Raw genomic sequence first — 17933 nt, forward strand, 5'->3', positions numbered from 1 at the left:
TCAACCTAGCGAGAGAAGTTCTTTATGGAAACCCCACCGGATGCCCGGTCTTCGAAGGTACTGCGCCTGATGGAGCAGTTCCAAGAAGCATACATAGACGCAGAAGAGGGCTACCGTAAAGAGCTCGGTCTGAATGAAACAGACCTGCGTGCACTGCGCGCACTAGGGATCAACGAACAACTCAGCCCGGGACAACTAGCTGAACGCTTGTCGCTCACCTCCGCCTCCATTACCGCGGTGCTGGACCGGCTCGCCACCCACGGATACATTCGCCGCGAAGCCCACAGCCACGACCGACGCAAAACATTGATTCGGCATGGCGAAAATTTCCCGGGAATCCCGCAACAGACGGCACTGCGCCTGCGCAGTATCTACCGTGCGTTTCGAGAACTAGGCGAGGCCGAGCAGCAAACCGTGCTCGGCTTCCTGACCCAACTTTGCAAAGTATTAGAATCTGCCGCAGAAAATCAGCCACGGAGTAACAAATCATGAGCGCGCACACCGCCCACGCCACCTTGCCTAGCTTTGCAGATACGCAGACCTTGGCCGAGATTCGCACGCACCTAGACCAGCTGGTCACCGAAGCTCAAACCCGCGCCGCAAGCTATTCGGCATACACCGCTAATTTGTGGGAACAAATTTCGGTAAGTATCGACGGCGGAAAACTCACCCGCCCGGCCTTAGTAGTACTTGGCTATCAAGCCTTTGGCGGGGTAGCTTCTAAGGCTTTGTTTGATTTGGCATGCGCCTTCGAGTTACTGCACACCGCACTGCTGATGCATGACGATGTCGTGGACCGTGACTACGTACGCCGTGGAGCGCCGACTCTCTCAGCGCATTACCGTGACCTTGCCCTGGCTGCGGGACGTGACAGCGTCGACGCTGATCACGCAGGTAACAGCGCCGCCATCATTGCTGGCGACCTCCTATTGGCCGAAGCAATCAAAATCGCAGGCCGCTCCGCACAGGGCCTGGACTGTGAGGCCGAGGTGGAGGCAGCATTTCACCGTGCTATCGCCCAAGCCGGTGCCGGTGAACTCGAAGACCTGCTTTACTCGCTCTCGCAGCAGCCGGCCACCACCGGCGAAGTGCTACGCATGGAAGAACTGAAAACCGCAGCCTATTCCTTCCAACTTCCTTTGCAGGCAGGCGCACTATTAGCCGGCGCAGGAAAAGAGCAAGCAGAGGTTCTGGGAAACGTCGGTTGCCAACTAGGTATCGCCTATCAGGTCATTGATGACGTATTGGGAACCTTTGGGGATCCAAAAGCTACCGGAAAATCCGTAGATTCGGATCTTCGCGAAGCCAAAAGCACCATCTTGATCTCGTTGGCCAATGGCCAGCAGGGCTTCAGCTCGCAGTTAGCGCACTACCGGGCAGGAAAGAGCGAGCTCAGCGACCTACGCCGTGCCCTCGAAGAATCAGGGGCCGAACAGTTCGCACGCAAACTAGCACACCAGCTGTGTACCTCGGCCACTCGCTCGGCCACCTTCTTGCGTTTACCCGCCGCGGCGCAGGCCATGCTGCACGAATGTACCGCGCTGATCCTCTCACGGAGTAACTAAGCCATGGAACTGACAGATCTTCAACGCTATTCAGCCACGGCCACCCGCAGTGCCCAGGTGGTCATCGGCGCGTATTCAACTTCCTTTTCATTGGCCTGCAAAATGCTGGACCGCGTTTCTGCCCAGCACATCTCCAATATTTACGCGTTGGTTCGCCTTGCTGACGAGGTAGTAGATGGGGTAGCCAGTGAGGCCGGTTTGAGCGGTCCTCAGGTGGCAGCCGTCTTAGATGCCTTGGAAGCGGAAACCGTACAGGGAATGGAACGCGGGTACAGCACTAACCTGGTGGTCCATGCCTTCGCAGCCACCTGCAGGGCCACCGGTATTGGTGTGGAACTAACCGAACCATTCTTCGCCTCGATGCGTGCAGACCTGGTTCGCAACGATCACGACGCCTCCTCCTTAGAAGACTATATTTACGGTTCAGCCGAAGTCGTGGGACTGATGTGTTTGCAAGTCTTCCGCGCGATGCCAGGCAAACATCACAGTGATTCACCCAAGGCGGCACAGGCCGCCAGAAGCTTAGGCTCAGCCTTCCAGAAGGTGAACTTCCTGCGTGACCTTGCCGCCGATAGCCAACAACTGGGACGTAATTATTTCCCTGGTGCTGCGGCCCACACATTTAGCGAGGCCCAGAAGGATGAGCTAGTCGCACAGATCTATGCAGACCTGGCAACAGCGCGAGAAGGCATTAACCTGCTCGCTCCCAGCGCCGCGCGAGCGGTACGTATAGCCCACGACTTATTTGCCGAACTCAATCGACAAATAGATAACACCCCGGCGCGGAAGCTGCTGACCGGGCGGATCTCGGTCTCAACACCACGCAAGGCTTTGATTACCTTTAAGGCCGTGCTCGCGACTATTTCTTGGAGTACTAAATGAGCACAGCTTCTTCGCGCATCGTGGTGATTGGCGGAGGGTTCTCCGGACTGGCCAGTGCCGGTTTGCTGGCGGCCAGCGGACACCAGGTGACCTTGCTTGAACAGCACGCCAGCTTAGGCGGTCGCTCCGGACGGCTGCACCGCGAAGGCTTCAACTTTGATACCGGACCCTCCTGGTACCTTATGCCCGAGGTCTTTGAACACTGGTTCAAGCTCATGGGCTCCAGTGTGGACCAGCACCTGGATCTTCGTCAGCTACCGGTTGGCTACCGAACCTTCTTTGAAGGTAGTGACAGCCCGGTAGAGGTAGGAACCGGCACGCAAGTAAAGGACCTCTTCGAGCAGCTGGAACCGGGCTCTGCCCCTGCCTTAGCGAAATACTTGGATCGGGCTGCGACCGGCTACAGGCTGGCCCGGGATCATTTCCTCTACGACGATTTCAACACGCTCAAGGGCTTGGTACGCCCGGCGATAGCGCGCCACGCGCTGACCTTGGCTACATTGCTGGCTAATAACCTGCAAGGTTATGTCGCCAAGCGCTTCCGTAACCCGCAACTACGCCAAATCCTGGGCTACCCGGCAGTGTTCCTTGGCTCCAGTCCGCGGCGCACCCCGGCCCTCTACCAACTGATGAGCCACTTGGATCTCACCCAAGGGGTGCAATACCCCATGGGAGGATTTGCGGCGCTCGCCGACGCGATGGGCGACCTCGCGCAGAGCCGTGGAGTAGAAATCAAGCTGGGAGCCACAGCCACAAAAATTGAAACCGGGCGGCGCCCGGAAACCACGGTGGAAGCAGTGCGCTGGGTTGACTCTGACGGCAGGCAGCAACGCATTGAAGCCGACGCGGTGATTGGGGCCGCAGACCTGCACCACCTTGAAGGTGAACTGCTGGATCCTTCACTGCATACCTATCCAGCGAAGAGCTGGAAATCCAAGGATCCTGGCCCAAGCGCGGTACTGCTCTGCTTAGGCGTCACAGGCCACCTTCCAGAACTCGAACACCACAACCTGTTCTTCACCAAGGACTGGGACGATAACTTCGCCCGAATCCACGAGGGCCGCGATCTCGCCGCAAGTACCAGCATCTACGTATGCAAACCCAGCGCCACCGATCCTTCCGCTGCTCCGGAAGGGCACGAGAATCTATTCATCTTGGTACCGGCGCCCGCCTTGCCGCACTGGGGTAGCGGGGGAGCCGACGGTCAAGGAGATGCGAGGGTGGAACGGGTAGCTGACGCGGCCATCGACCAACTGGCGCAGTGGGCCAAGATCCCAGATCTGCGAGAACGCATTGTAGTGCGCCAGAGCATCGGACCAGCAGACTTCGCCAGCCAATACGGTGCCTTCCAAGGCTCCGCTTTAGGACTGGCACACACCCTGGGGCAAAGTGCATTTTTACGCCCGCAGAACCGCAGCAGCAAAGTCTCCGGTCTCTACTTCGCCGGGAGCTCGGTACGCCCGGGTATCGGCGTACCCATGTGCTTGATCAGCGGGGAACTGGCCGCAAAGGCAGTCAACGGCATCAGCACTCCAGGAGCCATCGATGAGACCTGGTGGACCCAGAAGTATGGAGTGAAACTGTGATTTATCTGCTGATCCTGCTGGGACTGCTTGCCTGCATGGCCCTCATTGATGCGCGCTTCAAGCTCTTCATTTTTGCCAAGCCGCTGGCCGCACTACTGAGCCTGATTCTGGGCACGGCGTTCTTCCTGTTGTGGGATGTTCTGGCCATTAGCCAAGGGATCTTCCTGCACCGGGATTCACAGCTGATGACAGGAATCATGGTGGCCGAACAACTACCGCTGGAAGAAGTCTTCTTCCTGATCTTCCTGTGCTATTCCACCATGGTCGTGGTCACCGGGCTGCCGGTAGTACGCCGCACACTGCGCAGGAACAACGCCAGGACCACCGGAGGTCACAATGTTTCTTGAAATGGGATTATGGTTTGTCGCTGCCGCGGCACTGCTATTGCTGGTAGTTCTTGTGGTCAAACGGATCCAGTACCGCCAAGCGCTCGCCGTACTCGGGATGGCACTGGGCATCATGCTGGTGCTCACCGCCGTCTTTGACAATGTGATGATTGCCGCCGGGCTCTTTGATTATGGGGAGCAAACCTTGCTTGGCCTGTATCTGGGACGAGCACCTGTAGAGGATTTCCTCTACCCGCTAGCAGCGGTGATTTTGATGCCTGCGCTCTGGTGGCTCTTTGGCGGCAAGCCAACTGTTGAAAAGGAGGCGGCGGAATGATCCGGGCTATTTTAGCGACCTCCCGCCCGGTGTCCTGGGTGAACACCGCCTACCCATTCGCAGCCGCTTACCTGATTGCCGGACAGCACATTGACTGGCTGCTGGTGGTTGGTACCGTGTTCTTCCTTTTCCCATACAACCTGCTCATGTATGGGGTCAACGATGTCTTTGACTATGAATCTGATCTGCGCAATCCACGCAAGGGAGGCATTGAGGGAGCGCTGTTATCCAAGAGCAAGCACCGCATGATCCTCGCCGCAAGCCTGATCAGTGCGCTGCCGTTTGTCGTGGCACTGCTGCTCGGTGGTACGGCGCTTTCAAATATCATCTTGCTGATCAGCCTGTTTGCGGTCCTGGCCTATAGTGCACCGAAGCTGCGTTTTAAGGAACGCCCTGGCCTCGACTCCTTAACCAGCTCGATACATTTTCTCTCGCCCGCGGTTTACGGCTGGGTGCTGGCAGGAAGCGCCGTGGGAAGCACCCAATGGTGCGTATTCGCCGCATTCTTGCTCTGGGGAATGGCCAGCCATGCACTGGGTGCCATCCAGGACATCATTCCTGACCGTGAAGGACAGCTCGGATCAATTGCCACCGTGCTTGGCGCGCGATTGACCCTGCACTTGGTTTTAATTGCCTACCTAGTGGGCGGGGCATTGCTGGTTCTGGGACTCCGCTGGCCCTCGGCCGCCGCCGCATTACTGGTCATCCCATACCTGCTCAATGCGTTGCCTTACCTGCGGGTCACGGATGCAAATTCCCAAGAAGTCAACCGGGCATGGAAGAGGTTCCTGTGGGTAAATTACCTCTGTGGCTTCTTGCTTACTATGCTGATTATTTACACCACCATGTTCGCCTAGGCGAACCACGAAGCTAAGGAAGTAATCACTTCATGGACGTCATCTTGCTTTCCGAGGACGGCGAACCAATTGGCGCATGTCCCAAGGAATTGGTGCACACCGAAAACACCGCCTTGCATCAGGCGTTTTCCTGTTATCTGTTCAACTCCCAAGGCCAATTGCTCATCACCCGCCGGGCACTGTCGAAGCTTACCTGGCCAGGGGTCTGGACCAATTCCTTCTGTGGACACCCCATGCCAGAGGAGCCAATCGAGGAAGCGGTACGCCGCCACGCAGCACATGAACTAGGCGCGCGCATCAGCGAACCGAGCGTGGTACTGCCGGACTTTGCCTACCGTGCCGTAGATGCTTCGGGCATCGTGGAAAACGAACGATGCCCGGTCTTCGTCGCGACGCTGGACAACGAACTGGCACCTAATCCTGACGAAGTCATGGATTACCAGTGGGTGAAGGTGCAGAACCTCGAAACCTCGGTGTCGCAAACCCCCTGGGCGTTCAGCCCATGGGTGGTAGAACAACTCGCCCAGTTCTCCCCGCAGCCCGCCCACTGAGTCCGCGTTTTTCTCGCCTCCCCATCGGCTCGAATGCGTCGTGATAAGTCTGGCGTTTGGTACGGCACTGTACCGTGAGCTGTATGGGGTGGTCTATTGTGGCCTGCTCCACAAAGAAAGAGAAAACAACGCATGAATTCGACAAATGACCTTTCACTGGGTGTCATTGCAACTTCACAGAAGACCGATGAACGGCGTTTACCGATCCACCCGATGCACTTTGAGCGCATCGAAGAGCGCTTTCGCAAACGAATGATGGTTGAAACCGGCTACGGGCTCCCATGCGGCATCGATGACGAACAACTCGCACCGTTGGTAGGCAAAATTGCCTCACGAAGCGAAATCATGAAAACCGCGGATATCGTGCTGCTACCTAAGCCGCAACATGCAGACCTTGAAGAAATGCGTGAAGGACAAATCCTTTGGGGCTGGCCACACTGTGTCCAGGATCAAAAACTCACCCAGCTGGCGATAGACAAGAAGCTGACGCTGATCGCCTTCGAAGCGATGAATCACTGGGGTGTCGACGGAAGCTTTGGGCTTCATGTATTCCACAAGAACAACGAGCTAGCCGGTTATGCTTCGGTACTTCATTCCATGCAACTATGTGGTGTGACCGGAGACTACGGACGCCGGTTATCCGCGGTGGTCATTGGATTCGGCGCGACCGCTCGCGGTGCCGTGACCGCCTTGCGCGCGCACGGTGTCAATGAAATCAAGGTGCTCACCTCACGCGCTGTGGCAGCGGTGGCCTCACCCATTCACGCGGTGGACATGGTGCAGTTCGAACACGATGACGGCCCTCACCTTGGCGAAGTGACCACCGATACCGGCAAGGTGCCCTTGGCACCGTTCTTGGCCGAACACGACATGGTCATCAACTGCACGCTGCAGGATCCCAATGCACCGCTGATGTATCTGAGTACTGAAGAACTAGATGCCTTTGCCCCAGGAAGCCTGATCGTTGATGTTTCCTGCGATGAAGGGATGGGCTTCGAATGGGCTAAGCCGACCACTTTTGCCGATCCAATGTTCAGCGTGGGAAAGAACATCAACTATTACGCGGTGGACCATTCGCCCTCCTACCTGTGGAACTCGGCCAGTTGGGAAATCAGCGATGGATTGCTGCCATTCCTCGACGTGGTGCTCGCCGGGCCTGGCGCCTGGAATGAGAATAGGACCATTGCCAGCGCCATTGAAATTCAGGACGGCATCATCAAGAATCCGGCCATCTTGGAATTTCAGCACCGTGAGGCGAACTATCCACATGAATTGCTAGTTTAAGATCTCTCCAGACTGTGATTGGTGAGATCTAAGTCAGTCTTCTGCGTACCGACCGTTTATGGTTGGTACGCAGAAGCTCTATAGCGCGTTGGTCAGTTCGCTTAACGCATCGATATCGAGCAATGTGATTCGGTTTCCTCGTCCTTGAACGATGACCCGAGCCTCACTGAGCGAACGCAACTGACGGCTAATCGACTCAGGAGTGGTGTCCAACAGCGAGGCAATGTCTTTCTTCGCCAGGGGGAGTACCACTTCCAATGCTCGCTCAGCGGATGCCACCGCCGGAAGTGACAGCAAATAATCTGCCAGGCGAGAGCTGACATCTGCGGAAATCACCGCAGCCAAACGAGATTCTGTTTCGCCTAAGCGGCGGCTGACATCTTGAAGCATGCACAATCCGATGCTTGCATGACGTTGTATCAACTGGGCTAAGTCTGCATGGCGAAAAACGCACAACTGAGCGTCCTCCAGCGCAGTCGCATCATTCTCTGGACTGATTCCTGTCAGGAACGCAGACTCACCAAAAAAATCTCCCGGACCCAGAACCCGGATAATTTGTTCGTGACCGTTGGAATTCGTGAGGGAAATCTTTACCCGCCCGGTATGCACCACCAGCAACTGAGAATTGTTGCTGGCAGCAGAGTAGAATACCTCGGCGCGGTCCAAATGAATCGCATGTGCCACCCCGGCAACCTCTAGCTGTTGCTCGTAGCTCAATGATTGAAATAGCGGTACTCGGCTTACACAAAGCTCGTTTGCTCCCGCAGATTTCTCCGTAGCAATACTGGTGTGCATCAGATCTTCCTTACCCTCAGCTATGCCCTTATCCTCCATGAAAAGACGCACAACTGCCACCGCCAAAGTTATCTGGCTGTGGCAGTTGTTCTGCTGCTTAGCGAAGTGCTGCCTTATTCTTTTGATCCTCTCCCGTGGCGACCTGGTCAGGTACGGCAACTTGCGTGGGACGAACCCGCATCAGCCGCATGGCGTTGAGGATGACAATGAGCACCGAACCTTCGTGGACGAGCATTCCCAGCGACATGCTCACCCCGCCGGCAAAGACTCCGGCGAGCAATATCAGCACCGTGCCCAAGGCAATGGTGATGTTCTGTCGCATGATCCGTACTGTGCGTTGGGCCAGCCAGATTGCTTCCGGAAGTTTCAGCAGCCGGTCTCCCATGAGCGCGATATCCGCAGTTTGCACTGCGACCGCCGAACCGGCAGCACCCATGGCCACACCGATGTCCGCGGTGGCCAAGGCCGGCGCATCATTGACCCCGTCACCGACCATGGCCACAACGTGACCTTCGCTCTGCATTTGTGCGACGGCGGCGAGTTTGTCTTCCGGGAATAAGGAGGCTTGGATTTCATCAATTCCCGTCGCCGCAGCGATAGCTTCTGCCACCTTGCGGGAGTCTCCGGTGAGCATCACGACCTTCTTCACCCCGATGGCGTGCAATTCGCGGATCATTGCCGGAGCCTCGGCACGAATCGTGTCGGCTACTGCAATCACTGCGATGACACGGTCTTCCAGCGCGATAATCATGGCGGTTTTTCCTGCTGCGGAGAGCTCGTCAGCAACTTCTGCCGAAGCACCCAATTCAGTAATTCCATATTGAGCCATGAGCGCGGTATTGCCCACCAGAACCTGTTGTCCTTCAACGTGGGCAACGATTCCTTTGCCAATCACCGGGGTGACATCTTCGGCTAGAGTGGTGGGAGAAACCCCTTCGTCACGGGCGGTGTCCAAAATCGGTGCAGCTAGCGGGTGCTCGGATCCTGCCTCGGCGCCGGCGGCCCAGCGAAGCACTGCTGAACGATCCATCTTCGGATCGAGCACCACGATGTCGGTGAGCACAGGGCGCCCCTCGGTGAGGGTGCCAGTCTTATCTACGGCTACCGCGGTGATCCTTGCGGCATTCTCCAGATATTCGCCACCCTTGATCAGGATTCCGTTCCGTGCCGAGCGTCCTATACCTGCCACAATGGCCACCGGGATAGAGATCACTAATGCACCTGGGCAGCCAATGACCAGCAACGTCAGTCCAAGTACCACGTCTGCAGAGATGAGCCATGCCAGCAGGGCGAGCAGCATTACGGCCGGGGTGTACCACTTGGAAAAACGATCAATGAAGGTTTGGGTTTTAGCCTTGGCATCTTGGGCTTCTTCCACGCGGTGAATGATGCGTGCCAACGTGGTGTCAGCGCCGGTGCCGGTGGCCTTGACTTGAAGGAAGCCACCGTGAGAAATAGTTCCCGCGAACACCTGGTCTGCGGCCGACTTTTCAACCGGGATGGATTCGCCGGTGATGGTGGCTTCGTCAATCGCCCCGGTGCCGCTGATGACCAGCCCATCCACGGGGATCTTGGCACCGTTTTTGACTAGTACGGTCTCGCCCATCTTCACCTCGGTGGCAGGTACCTGAACCTGTTCACCATTGCGCAGGACGACGGCTTGATCAGGAACTACCGCGACCAGCTCGGCGAGAGCAGCGCGGGTTTTATTCATGGTTCCTGCTTCCAACGCGTGGCCTACGGAGAAAAGGAAGGTCACCGCTGCCGATTCCCAGAAGTTCCCAATCAGCACCGCGCCGAGGGCAGCGATAGAGACCAACAGATCAATACTGATGAACTTCACCTGCAGGGCCCGTACCGCGTTCACGCTAATTTTGTAGCCGGCCACGATTCCACCAGCAAGCATCAACGCGTTGGACAGGGTAAATACATGGCCCGTCTCGTGGGAGTGTTCGGTGGCTGCAAACCACCAGCGAGGCGTCAGCGTGGCGTTCCACTGCCCGGCAAACAGGTACTGAACACCGAAGGAGAGAAGAATTAGCAGACCGGAAACCACAGGAATAAACCAGTTTCCGTACCTGAATTTGCCAAGCGCTTTCACGAGCACGCCGACCTTTCTGAATTATCGACAGGAGATTAGAAGGCCGAGACCGCGGACTTATATCCGGCCTTGTCCACAGCGGCAATGAGTTGCTCAACGGAGGTTTGGGCTGGGTCGTGGTCTACCTCAACGCGGCCCGAGGCGAAGTGCCCCTGAACTTTTTCAACGCCTTCTAGTCGGCCAACCTGTTTCTCGATTTTGGATACGCATGAGGGGCAGGAGAAACCTTCGGCACGGAGCAGGGTGTGGGTGCTTGCAGTCGTGTTGGACATGGTGGAACCTTTCGCTCAAAAAAGAGAAGGAGCAATAGTTGGAGGGGATTCCAACCATTGCTCCCGAGCGTATCTATGTGCTGAAATATTGTCCTTGACGTGGATCAAGTGCCTGATTCGCGGAAGTTCTTGCAGGCAAAGCGCCAACTGCCAATGAGCTTGTGCGTTAGTTCGAGCGTGCAGTGAAATGCGCCGAAAGCTGTTGCCGATTACTCGTACCGGTTTTGCGGAATAGCCGCGTCAGCCGAGCCTCCACGGCACTGACCGTAATGAACAATTCTTCGGCGATATCCTTGTTAGTCATGCCTTTTCGAACCATGGCGACCACCTGAGCCTCGTCGGCGGAGAGCATTTTGAAATTCGTGTCCTCCGAGGTGCTCTCGGTGACGTGTGAAAGCTGGGAATCGACGCGTTGCGCCCAACCTAAGGCCCCAATATTCCGGTAGATGGTGCGCGCAATGACAAGCTGCTCGATGCTCTGTTCTTGCCGGCCAGCAGTTCCCAACCGGGTACCGAAGCAGTGGTGGATTCTTGCGAGCTCGAGTTGGCCATCGGCAGGTTGCCACGTATCAAGGAGAGCTTGGAAACGAGCAAGAGAAATATCCCCGGGCAATGCGATTGCTTGAGCGCGAAGTATCAGCATCTTTGCATGCCTGCCCGAAATTCTGGCCATCAACGATTGCGTCGCCCTGAATTCGTTGGCCGCTTCCTGGTCATGATGTGCGCAGGAAAAGGCCTCGATGAGATTCACACAGGTTTCCACGTAATGGATACTGACAATCTCGCCATATGCCAGTTGCGCCTGCTGGAAGTAGGTGATTGCTTCATCAAACCTGGCGCTCATCAGCGCTTGGAGTCCTTGAAGCTCGGTGACGAGTGTGGAGTAGATTGAGGGCAGCTGACCTATAACAAATGGCCGCAAGGCATCCAGGATGGGACCAGCCTGATCGGGACGGGCTTTCATGATCCAATACCACGCGTTGACGATGCTTGGCAGCGGACGCATCAAGTCCACGCTAGGTGAGGCGTTCCAGCGTTCTACCGCGCGTAATGCCCGCGGTACATCATGGGCAGTGATAGCAAATTGGGCTTCGTAGAGCAGCCCTAGGGATTGGTAGACGATCTCGGTACTGGTCCCGTTCAGCACCGGCAAAAGTGCGGTGCGCGCCTGTTCGTGGTAGCCGAGCGTCGAGAGGGCCGAGGCGACAGTCAGGAATGTAATGCCATTAACGTCTGCTGCTTTTCGCTGGATCACCGACTGATAGCTGGACATCACCGACGCCTGATGTCCGGTATACGAATCATGGAGTACTTGCGCGTGTCGGAAACGTGGACTAGGCGCAGATTCAGCTGCAGAAAATAGTTCCCGGGCACGCTGCAAATCTGTGTGTGCTTCGCCAAGCTTTCCATCGAGGCACAGGGCAAGGGCGCTCATGCTCATGAGGTTTGCGCTGAGCGCGAGGTTATTGACGTGGTGCTCTTCCACCGCACTATGGATACTGGCAGTGGGGATGATTGAGCCTTCTATAACGCGTAGTTCTACCTCATGGTTCAGCAACATGAGTTTTTGCTCAGGGGCCAGACTGAAGCCATCAAGATATTTAATATAGCGCCAGGCAATACCTAAGTGTCCACTTCGTCCCAGTTGTTGAATGAATTGAAGGACTTCGGGAGCTGGATGCTCACTATCAAGGCGGGTTAGGGCCCATTCAACGACTTCAATGGCTGCATGGATTAAGCCGTCGTCAACTAGGCGGACGGCACCTCGGATTAGCTGGTGTGAGGGTATCTGCGAATCGTCAGCCCGGCTTTGATGAAATAGCTTGAGTTCTATGGAGTTTGCGGCTTCGGCAATGAGCAGATGCATCTGGCGGCGTTGCATAGAGCCGAGACCCCAAAACAAATGGCTGCGCATGAGGGCATTGGGAAGGTTGAGTAATTCTTGGCTGAATCTCACGACACCGGCGTTGACCAGTTCGCTGACGTCATGCTCCGTGACATCAGGAATTTTTATGGCCACGGCGAATGGCAGCACCGGGCCAATCGCGATGTATTTCAACGCCGTAATCTGCGTTGCGGTAAAGCGCGCTTCCAGAGCGCGCAGTGTGGAAGAGGACTCTATCCGTGCATGGTACGGAAGCGTCAACGGTTCCTGATTCGACTTTTGTGCCTCCGACAAGGAACTCAGGTGCTCGAGCAGAGTCCCTGGGTTTCCTCGAGCAAAGCAAACGAGAATTTCGGCGACGGACTCCTGCAGCTCAAAGACACTTTCGTCTATGGCGATTTGTTTCAGGGTCAGTGAATCCATCATTTCCAGCGGAAAGCGTTGGAAGACGTCGAATGGCTCAGGTACTGTGGCCGAATTAGTGGTTGCGATGAAACTGACCCGGTTGCCTTGAAGCCGGCTTGCAAGGAATCCTAAGATCCTTTGGCTGTCGGGATCCATGAAATCCAAATCGTCAATGAGGAATACCGTGTCTGGTTCAATTTTCTCGGTGAGTTCTTGAAGCAGGGCTATGGCGATTCGATAACGGTCCACCTCAGCATCCGTGGAATCAGGGACGAGTCCGGAGATCTCTGGTGAAAGCTTCAGCGGAATAGCCGAAATAAAAGAGAATAACCCTGATAGCGGCCAAGCCGAATCATGTTTGTTAGAACGGATAAGCCGGTGGGGTTGCCCATCGAGCCGCTGACCAATCTGCTCGAGTACCCAGGATTTTCCCAAGCCGGATCCGCCAGACACGATGGCAACTCTGTCACGGTGCCCTTTCGTGAATTTTCCTAGCTTTTCTAGAAGCACTTGCCTGTTACGCATAGGGGTGACCCGGCCAGAACTGATATCGCCCGGTGGCAGAATGCGGATTTAAAATCAACAAGTCGAGTACCCCCAAGGTACGTAAATCAGGCCCAGAACTGACGAACCTTTGCGAGTGCAGTTAACGCTCCTCAGCGAAACCTCGTCGATCATACTTATGGCCGACTAATCCAACAATACGTTGACATCGGAAATAGGTGAAAAGTATCACGTCGTGTTTCAGAAACTATTTACGGATGTGTTTTCACGTCTTGGATGTATTCTCAACAAAAATAAACTTGGCATACATTCTTACGTCCAGTGGGCACTGAAGGCTTGGTTTCGAGCGCACTGCAGTTGGGGTCTAAGCACTGACATTATTTCCTGGAGCTCGGCACAGAAAAGCTCAAAGTAAGAAAACATGACTTGACCGTGGCAAGGTTTGTTTTCCATGCCATACGGTGTTTGCACATCGAGTTCGACTGGGGAAGACCAGCACACAGCCTGGATACGTTCCAGAATTGACCGCGGAGCGGTCATCACTAAACGGCGCATGTACGCAAGATAGTAGTTGAAGCGTCATCTTTGAAGTATGCGTTTAACGTGGGGTTAACCCCACGTTCCTTTCATCGCTATGGGGTTTTCTATATTCCCCGTCGGATGCACTAGCCAACTTGACATGCACCAGTTCAAGCTTGTTTCAGGACGGACCGACAGTTTGCTGGGCAGGTGTCAACTCACTGTGCACTTTTGGGGGAGTACAGAGGAAACGTTGCGCTGGCCCTGCGCCTGTTCGAAGGAAAGTGGGAGCACCGTAGTATTCTGAACGGTATATTGGAGACTTCTTGGGGGAAGCGTGATGACCGTACTTAATATTCGAGGCAAACTCGGTCTGTCGGAGGTTGTTGATACCGGAGACTCGCCGCAAGAATTTGTAGGCGAGAATCCGCGTATTGACAACAAATTTGAATACGACATCGCAGTGATCGGGTTGGGGCCCGTCGGAGTGCGGACGCTTCACAATCAGTGCATCTCCAAAGAGCGGGTGCTTGGTTTTGATGCCTCTGAGTCCCGACTCGCTGAGGTTTCCAGTGGATCTATGAGTTTATCGTTGCTCGAAAACAAGAGGATCGCCCACGCAATGGGCGCGCAGCTGCTGACGCTGACTGCCGATCCGGAAGAACTTGCTAAAGCTGCAGTGCTGATCATCTGCGTACCCACACCGGTATCTGAAGCCAACGTCCCAGATTATTCGCCTCTGCGTGATGCCTGCGGCCTCGTGGTGAACGCAGTGTCACCAGGTCAGCTCATTGTGCAGACCACGACAACTTACGCAGGTGCTACTCGCGAATTGATTGTGGAACCACTCCGGAATCGAACCTTAGTGCCAGGCATTGATATCCATGTGGCATTCAGCCCGGAACCGGCTAACGTCTCTATCTCCCAGCAGAAAAATATTCATGTCCCACGACTAGTCGGTGGATACACCACTTCCTGCCGAGAAGCGGCAGTGGAGTTTTTCGGACACGGAGTATTCAAGTTCCAGCGTACTTATGGCTTGGAAGCCGCGGAGATGACGAAACTCTTCGAAGCCGCTTTTCACACGGTAAAGACCGCGTTGACCAGCGAATTCGCGCAAGCTTGTACGGAACTCGATGTTCCATTCGAGGAGGTTCTGGAGTCAGTCAATCTAAATCTAGATGCTGTTGCGGGATTCACCGCTGGTTCGGGTGCCGGTGGTTACGAGCTAACCATTGGCCCTCATCATATACTCAACCAATCACAAGCTCATGGTTTACAGCTTCCGGTACTTGAGGCGGCCGTGAAGTCCAATAAACACCGCCCTGCCGCGGTGGTGGAACGTTGCGTGCGAGTGCTCGTGGATTTGGGAAAAGAGCTCTCCGATTCCAAGGTGCTGATCATTGGTTTGTCCAACTACCCGGACACGGCAGACCTGTCTAACTCTCCGGGTCTTGAAATCATGTCGTTGCTGCTTGAGGCTGGTGCGCACGTGGGATTCCATGATCACCACTTTGCCGGTCCAATAACTCTTGGGGATACCCACGTTTCGGGATACCCGAACCCGCACGACTTCGGCGCGGATCTCATCTTCCTAAACACTGCGCACAGCCATGTGGACCTGTCATGGATCAGCATGACGGATACGGTAATTGATGGGACCTATCGGGCCACTGGAATCCTGAACCGGGTGCCGCTCTAAGCATCTCAGCGCAGATTGATCCGTCGGCGTCGGTCGTTTTTCCCGCGCAGGTCGCGGTTTAGTCTGCGGTCGCCTTGGTACAAAATTGTTTCCCAATCCGTAGTTTCCGGAGTAGCTGGGGGGTAAGCCGCGGCCACCGGAGGACTTTTCTTAGGGCTCACGAACAGCCAGGACACCAGTCCGAGCGTCATATCGGACAATGAATTCTTGAAGCCGATATAAGCCCTGATGGCGTAGGCCGCCAAGACGGCGTTCAACGCGGCAAAGACTGCGTTGCCCCAGTTCTCACTGAGCACATCGCGGTATAGCGTGAACAGTGAGAAGAGCACGATTATGTAAGGAACCGCGACGTGTAATGCTGGCGCGGCCGTGCGGTCGCGCACCTTGGGAGTTCTGGCGAAGGGAATCTTCTCTCCGGTGAAAGCCTGCTGAACGGATTTAAGCACCCCAGCCATATTCACCGGTAGCAGCACAAGATTAAAGCCGTAGATGCGGAAGATATCGCTGAAGCGGTGCCCGGAATCACGAAGATCGCTGCCCATGCAGAGGAAGTAGGGAACGGCCGCAGCGAATATCAATGGACTGAGCAGACGGCTGTCGTATGGGTAGGCCAGGAGGAAGATCAGCCCAACGCTGGCCCAGGCAATGGAAGACATGTAGTTGACCCGGAGCAAGATCTCGCGTAATCGCAGGGGATTGCGCTGCAGCCGCCGCTCGCGCGCCTGCCTCCAGAGTTTGGGCATGATCAGCAACCCGCCGTTGGCCCACCGTCGGCGCTGCACCACTAGCGAGCCGAAATCAGGCGGGGTAGCGCTGTAACTCAGCCGCTCGGGGTAGTTGCTCAGAGCCCATCCATGGGCACCCAGATCAATGCTTGATTCAGTATCCTCAATCACCGTGCGGTCCTGAATATACGTATGGATCTCATAGCCGCCCACGGTGTTCACCTGGGCGATATCCTGCAGTGCCTCCTTGCGGATCACCGCATTCGCACCGACCCAGAACGTGGCGTTGTAGAGGGTCTTGCCCTGATGCAGGATGTGCTGGATGTCGGTCGTTGCACCTGCGATCCGCTCAATGCGGGTCGGGGCACCTCGGAAGGAAGAATAGGGTGTCTGAGTCACTGCAACGCGCGAGTTCTCCTCCGATTCAAGGAAGTACACCAAGCGCAGGCAGTAATCGCGCAGCAGGATTGAGTCAGCATCCAGCGTCAGTAAGTAGGTGCTGTCCGGGATGCTGATCAGGCCCTCAACGTTGGTGTGCTGGCCCTGTGGGGCATATTCACGCAAGATCAGAGCGTCGCCGCGCTGCTCGGGAAGCCATTGCTTGCCCATCAGAGAAATATAGGAATTGAGATTCATCGCCTTATTGGCTTCCTGGGAGAGACTCGCGTAACGCTTGCGCTCGAAGTTCACCAGTTGCGCGTTGAAGATGCGCACCAGCCGCAGGTGCAGTTCCTCCATCCGGGAAGTGTCCGGCACGGAATCCTGGGCGTGAGCTGCCTCCAGTGCCAGCAGGGTCAACCGCAGCTCGCGGGAGAGCCCCATGAGCACCGAATCGACGAAGAACTCCTCGACATGGTCGCTGACAGTTTCAGCTTCAGCCATGGCTTCCAGCCACTGAGCGCACCAGCGGTAGCTGGAAATCAATTCTTCCAGCAGGCGGTGAGACTCGCTATGGTCCGCCTGACGGAAGGAATCCAGCGCCGATTGAGTGCGTGCCAACGGCTCCTGCAACGCACGCTGAATCTCCCCGGTCAGCTCGCGGGTAAGCTCCAGTTTTTGTGCAACCGTCTCATCGCGAGGAAATGGGTCGTCATCGATCAGCAGGACCACACGAATCGCCGGAAATTCCTGAAGCGCAGCAGACCACAGGGTGCCCCGCACCACGGCAGGTTCTTCAGCATAGCTGGGCACCAATACGGTAATGCTTTCGCGGTGGTCGCGGAAATGCCGGTCCAGTTCCCCGCGCGGCACACGCCGGTGGGCAGCGAACCGGTTCAGCGCGCCCTGCCGCGCGGTGAGGTACATCAATGCCGAGAAGGTCAGCAGCGTGACCACCAACAGGTAGAGGACAGCTTCGAATTGGAATCGGAACCCCACGCCTGGATTATTTGCCAACTCCCGCAGGATGGTGCTGACCACGTAGGAGAACCACGCGGCGATAGTCGTCACAATGGCCACGCGGCCCCAGGCCAGTTTGCGGCGCGAGGGGGCTGGATGGACTATCGGCAAAGGGTCGGAGCGTTTTTCCGAACCCCACTGCCGACGTCTGCCTGCGGCAGCCTGCTGGGCATCATTTTTGACAGAGCTCATGCGGGTTCCTTCGCGAGATGATGAATCGATACTGAGCACGTAGCTCG

General features: G+C 56.0%; 15 protein-coding genes. 10 read left to right on the forward strand and 5 right to left on the reverse strand.

Going from position 1 to position 17933, the window contains the following annotated elements; genetic code table 11:
* Positions 1-24 precede the first annotated feature (24 nt).
* From CIK74_RS10380 to CIK74_RS10415, 9 genes are all read left to right on the forward strand, one after another.
* Positions 25-492, forward strand: coding sequence for a MarR family transcriptional regulator (locus CIK74_RS10380; RefSeq protein WP_096256138.1), 468 nt, complete (start codon positions 25-27; stop codon positions 490-492).
* Positions 489-1565 (forward strand): polyprenyl synthetase family protein, encoded by a 1077-nt coding sequence (locus CIK74_RS10385; protein WP_096256139.1) that lies wholly within the window; start codon positions 489-491, stop codon positions 1563-1565. Before CIK74_RS10380 ends, CIK74_RS10385 begins: the two co-directional genes overlap by 4 nt.
* Positions 1566-1568: 3 nt before the next feature.
* Positions 1569-2447 (forward strand): squalene/phytoene synthase family protein, encoded by an 879-nt coding sequence (locus CIK74_RS18770; protein WP_170947837.1) that lies wholly within the window; start codon positions 1569-1571, stop codon positions 2445-2447.
* Positions 2444-4033 carry a phytoene desaturase family protein gene (gene crtI / locus CIK74_RS18775; RefSeq protein ID WP_170947838.1) on the forward strand — a complete coding sequence of 530 codons (1590 nt, stop codon included), beginning with the start codon at positions 2444-2446 and terminating at the stop codon, positions 4031-4033. Before CIK74_RS18770 ends, crtI begins: the two co-directional genes overlap by 4 nt.
* Positions 4030-4380, forward strand: a complete 351-nt coding sequence (locus tag CIK74_RS10395) for a lycopene cyclase domain-containing protein (RefSeq protein WP_096256140.1) — start codon at positions 4030-4032, stop codon at positions 4378-4380. The genes crtI and CIK74_RS10395 overlap by 4 nt, the downstream gene beginning before the upstream one ends.
* A complete protein-coding gene (locus CIK74_RS10400; RefSeq protein ID WP_096256141.1) occupies positions 4370-4696 on the forward strand; it encodes a lycopene cyclase domain-containing protein in 327 nt (108 codons plus the stop codon). The genes CIK74_RS10395 and CIK74_RS10400 overlap by 11 nt, the downstream gene beginning before the upstream one ends.
* The gene (locus CIK74_RS10405; protein ID WP_096256142.1) at positions 4693-5553 is read left to right on the forward strand and encodes a prenyltransferase; all 861 of its coding nucleotides are present in this window, start codon (positions 4693-4695) and stop codon (positions 5551-5553) included. The genes CIK74_RS10400 and CIK74_RS10405 overlap by 4 nt, the downstream gene beginning before the upstream one ends.
* A gap of 32 nt (positions 5554-5585) precedes the next feature.
* A complete protein-coding gene (gene idi, locus CIK74_RS10410) occupies positions 5586-6104 on the forward strand; it encodes an isopentenyl-diphosphate Delta-isomerase (RefSeq protein WP_096256143.1) in 519 nt (172 codons plus the stop codon).
* Between the two features lie 132 nt (positions 6105-6236).
* On the forward strand, positions 6237-7388 hold the full coding sequence (locus CIK74_RS10415) for a N(5)-(carboxyethyl)ornithine synthase (RefSeq protein WP_096256144.1): 1152 nt from the start codon (positions 6237-6239) through the stop codon (positions 7386-7388).
* Positions 7389-7466: 78 nt separating this feature from the next.
* Here CIK74_RS10415 and CIK74_RS10420 read toward each other — a convergent pair whose 3' ends face one another.
* From CIK74_RS10420 to CIK74_RS10435, 4 genes are all read right to left on the reverse strand, one after another.
* Positions 7467-8183, reverse strand: a complete 717-nt coding sequence (locus CIK74_RS10420; RefSeq protein WP_096256145.1) for a Crp/Fnr family transcriptional regulator — start codon at positions 8181-8183, stop codon at positions 7467-7469.
* 97 nt (positions 8184-8280) lie between these two features.
* On the reverse strand, positions 8281-10284 hold the full coding sequence (locus CIK74_RS10425; RefSeq protein ID WP_096256146.1) for a cation-translocating P-type ATPase: 2004 nt from the start codon (positions 10282-10284) through the stop codon (positions 8281-8283).
* 35 nt (positions 10285-10319) lie between these two features.
* Positions 10320-10556: a heavy-metal-associated domain-containing protein gene (locus tag CIK74_RS10430; protein ID WP_096256147.1), complete on the reverse strand. Its 237-nt coding sequence runs from the start codon at positions 10554-10556 to the stop codon at positions 10320-10322.
* A 166-nt stretch (positions 10557-10722) separates the two neighbouring features.
* Entirely contained in the window at positions 10723-13371 is a 2649-nt protein-coding gene (locus CIK74_RS10435; protein WP_096256148.1) for a LuxR family transcriptional regulator, read from the reverse strand.
* Positions 13372-14209: 838 nt separating this feature from the next.
* On the opposite strand from CIK74_RS10435, the gene CIK74_RS10440 reads away from it, so the two are divergent.
* Positions 14210-15571, forward strand: a complete 1362-nt coding sequence (locus tag CIK74_RS10440; RefSeq protein WP_096256149.1) for a nucleotide sugar dehydrogenase — start codon at positions 14210-14212, stop codon at positions 15569-15571.
* 5 nt (positions 15572-15576) lie between these two features.
* On the opposite strand, the gene CIK74_RS10445 is transcribed toward CIK74_RS10440, so the two are convergent.
* Positions 15577-17886: a glycosyltransferase family 2 protein gene (locus CIK74_RS10445; RefSeq protein ID WP_096256150.1), complete on the reverse strand. Its 2310-nt coding sequence runs from the start codon at positions 17884-17886 to the stop codon at positions 15577-15579.
* Positions 17887-17933 lie beyond the last annotated feature (47 nt).

The sequence above is a fragment of the Glutamicibacter sp. BW77 genome, assembly GCF_002332285.1.
Classification (GTDB): domain Bacteria; phylum Actinomycetota; class Actinomycetes; order Actinomycetales; family Micrococcaceae; genus Glutamicibacter; species Glutamicibacter bergerei.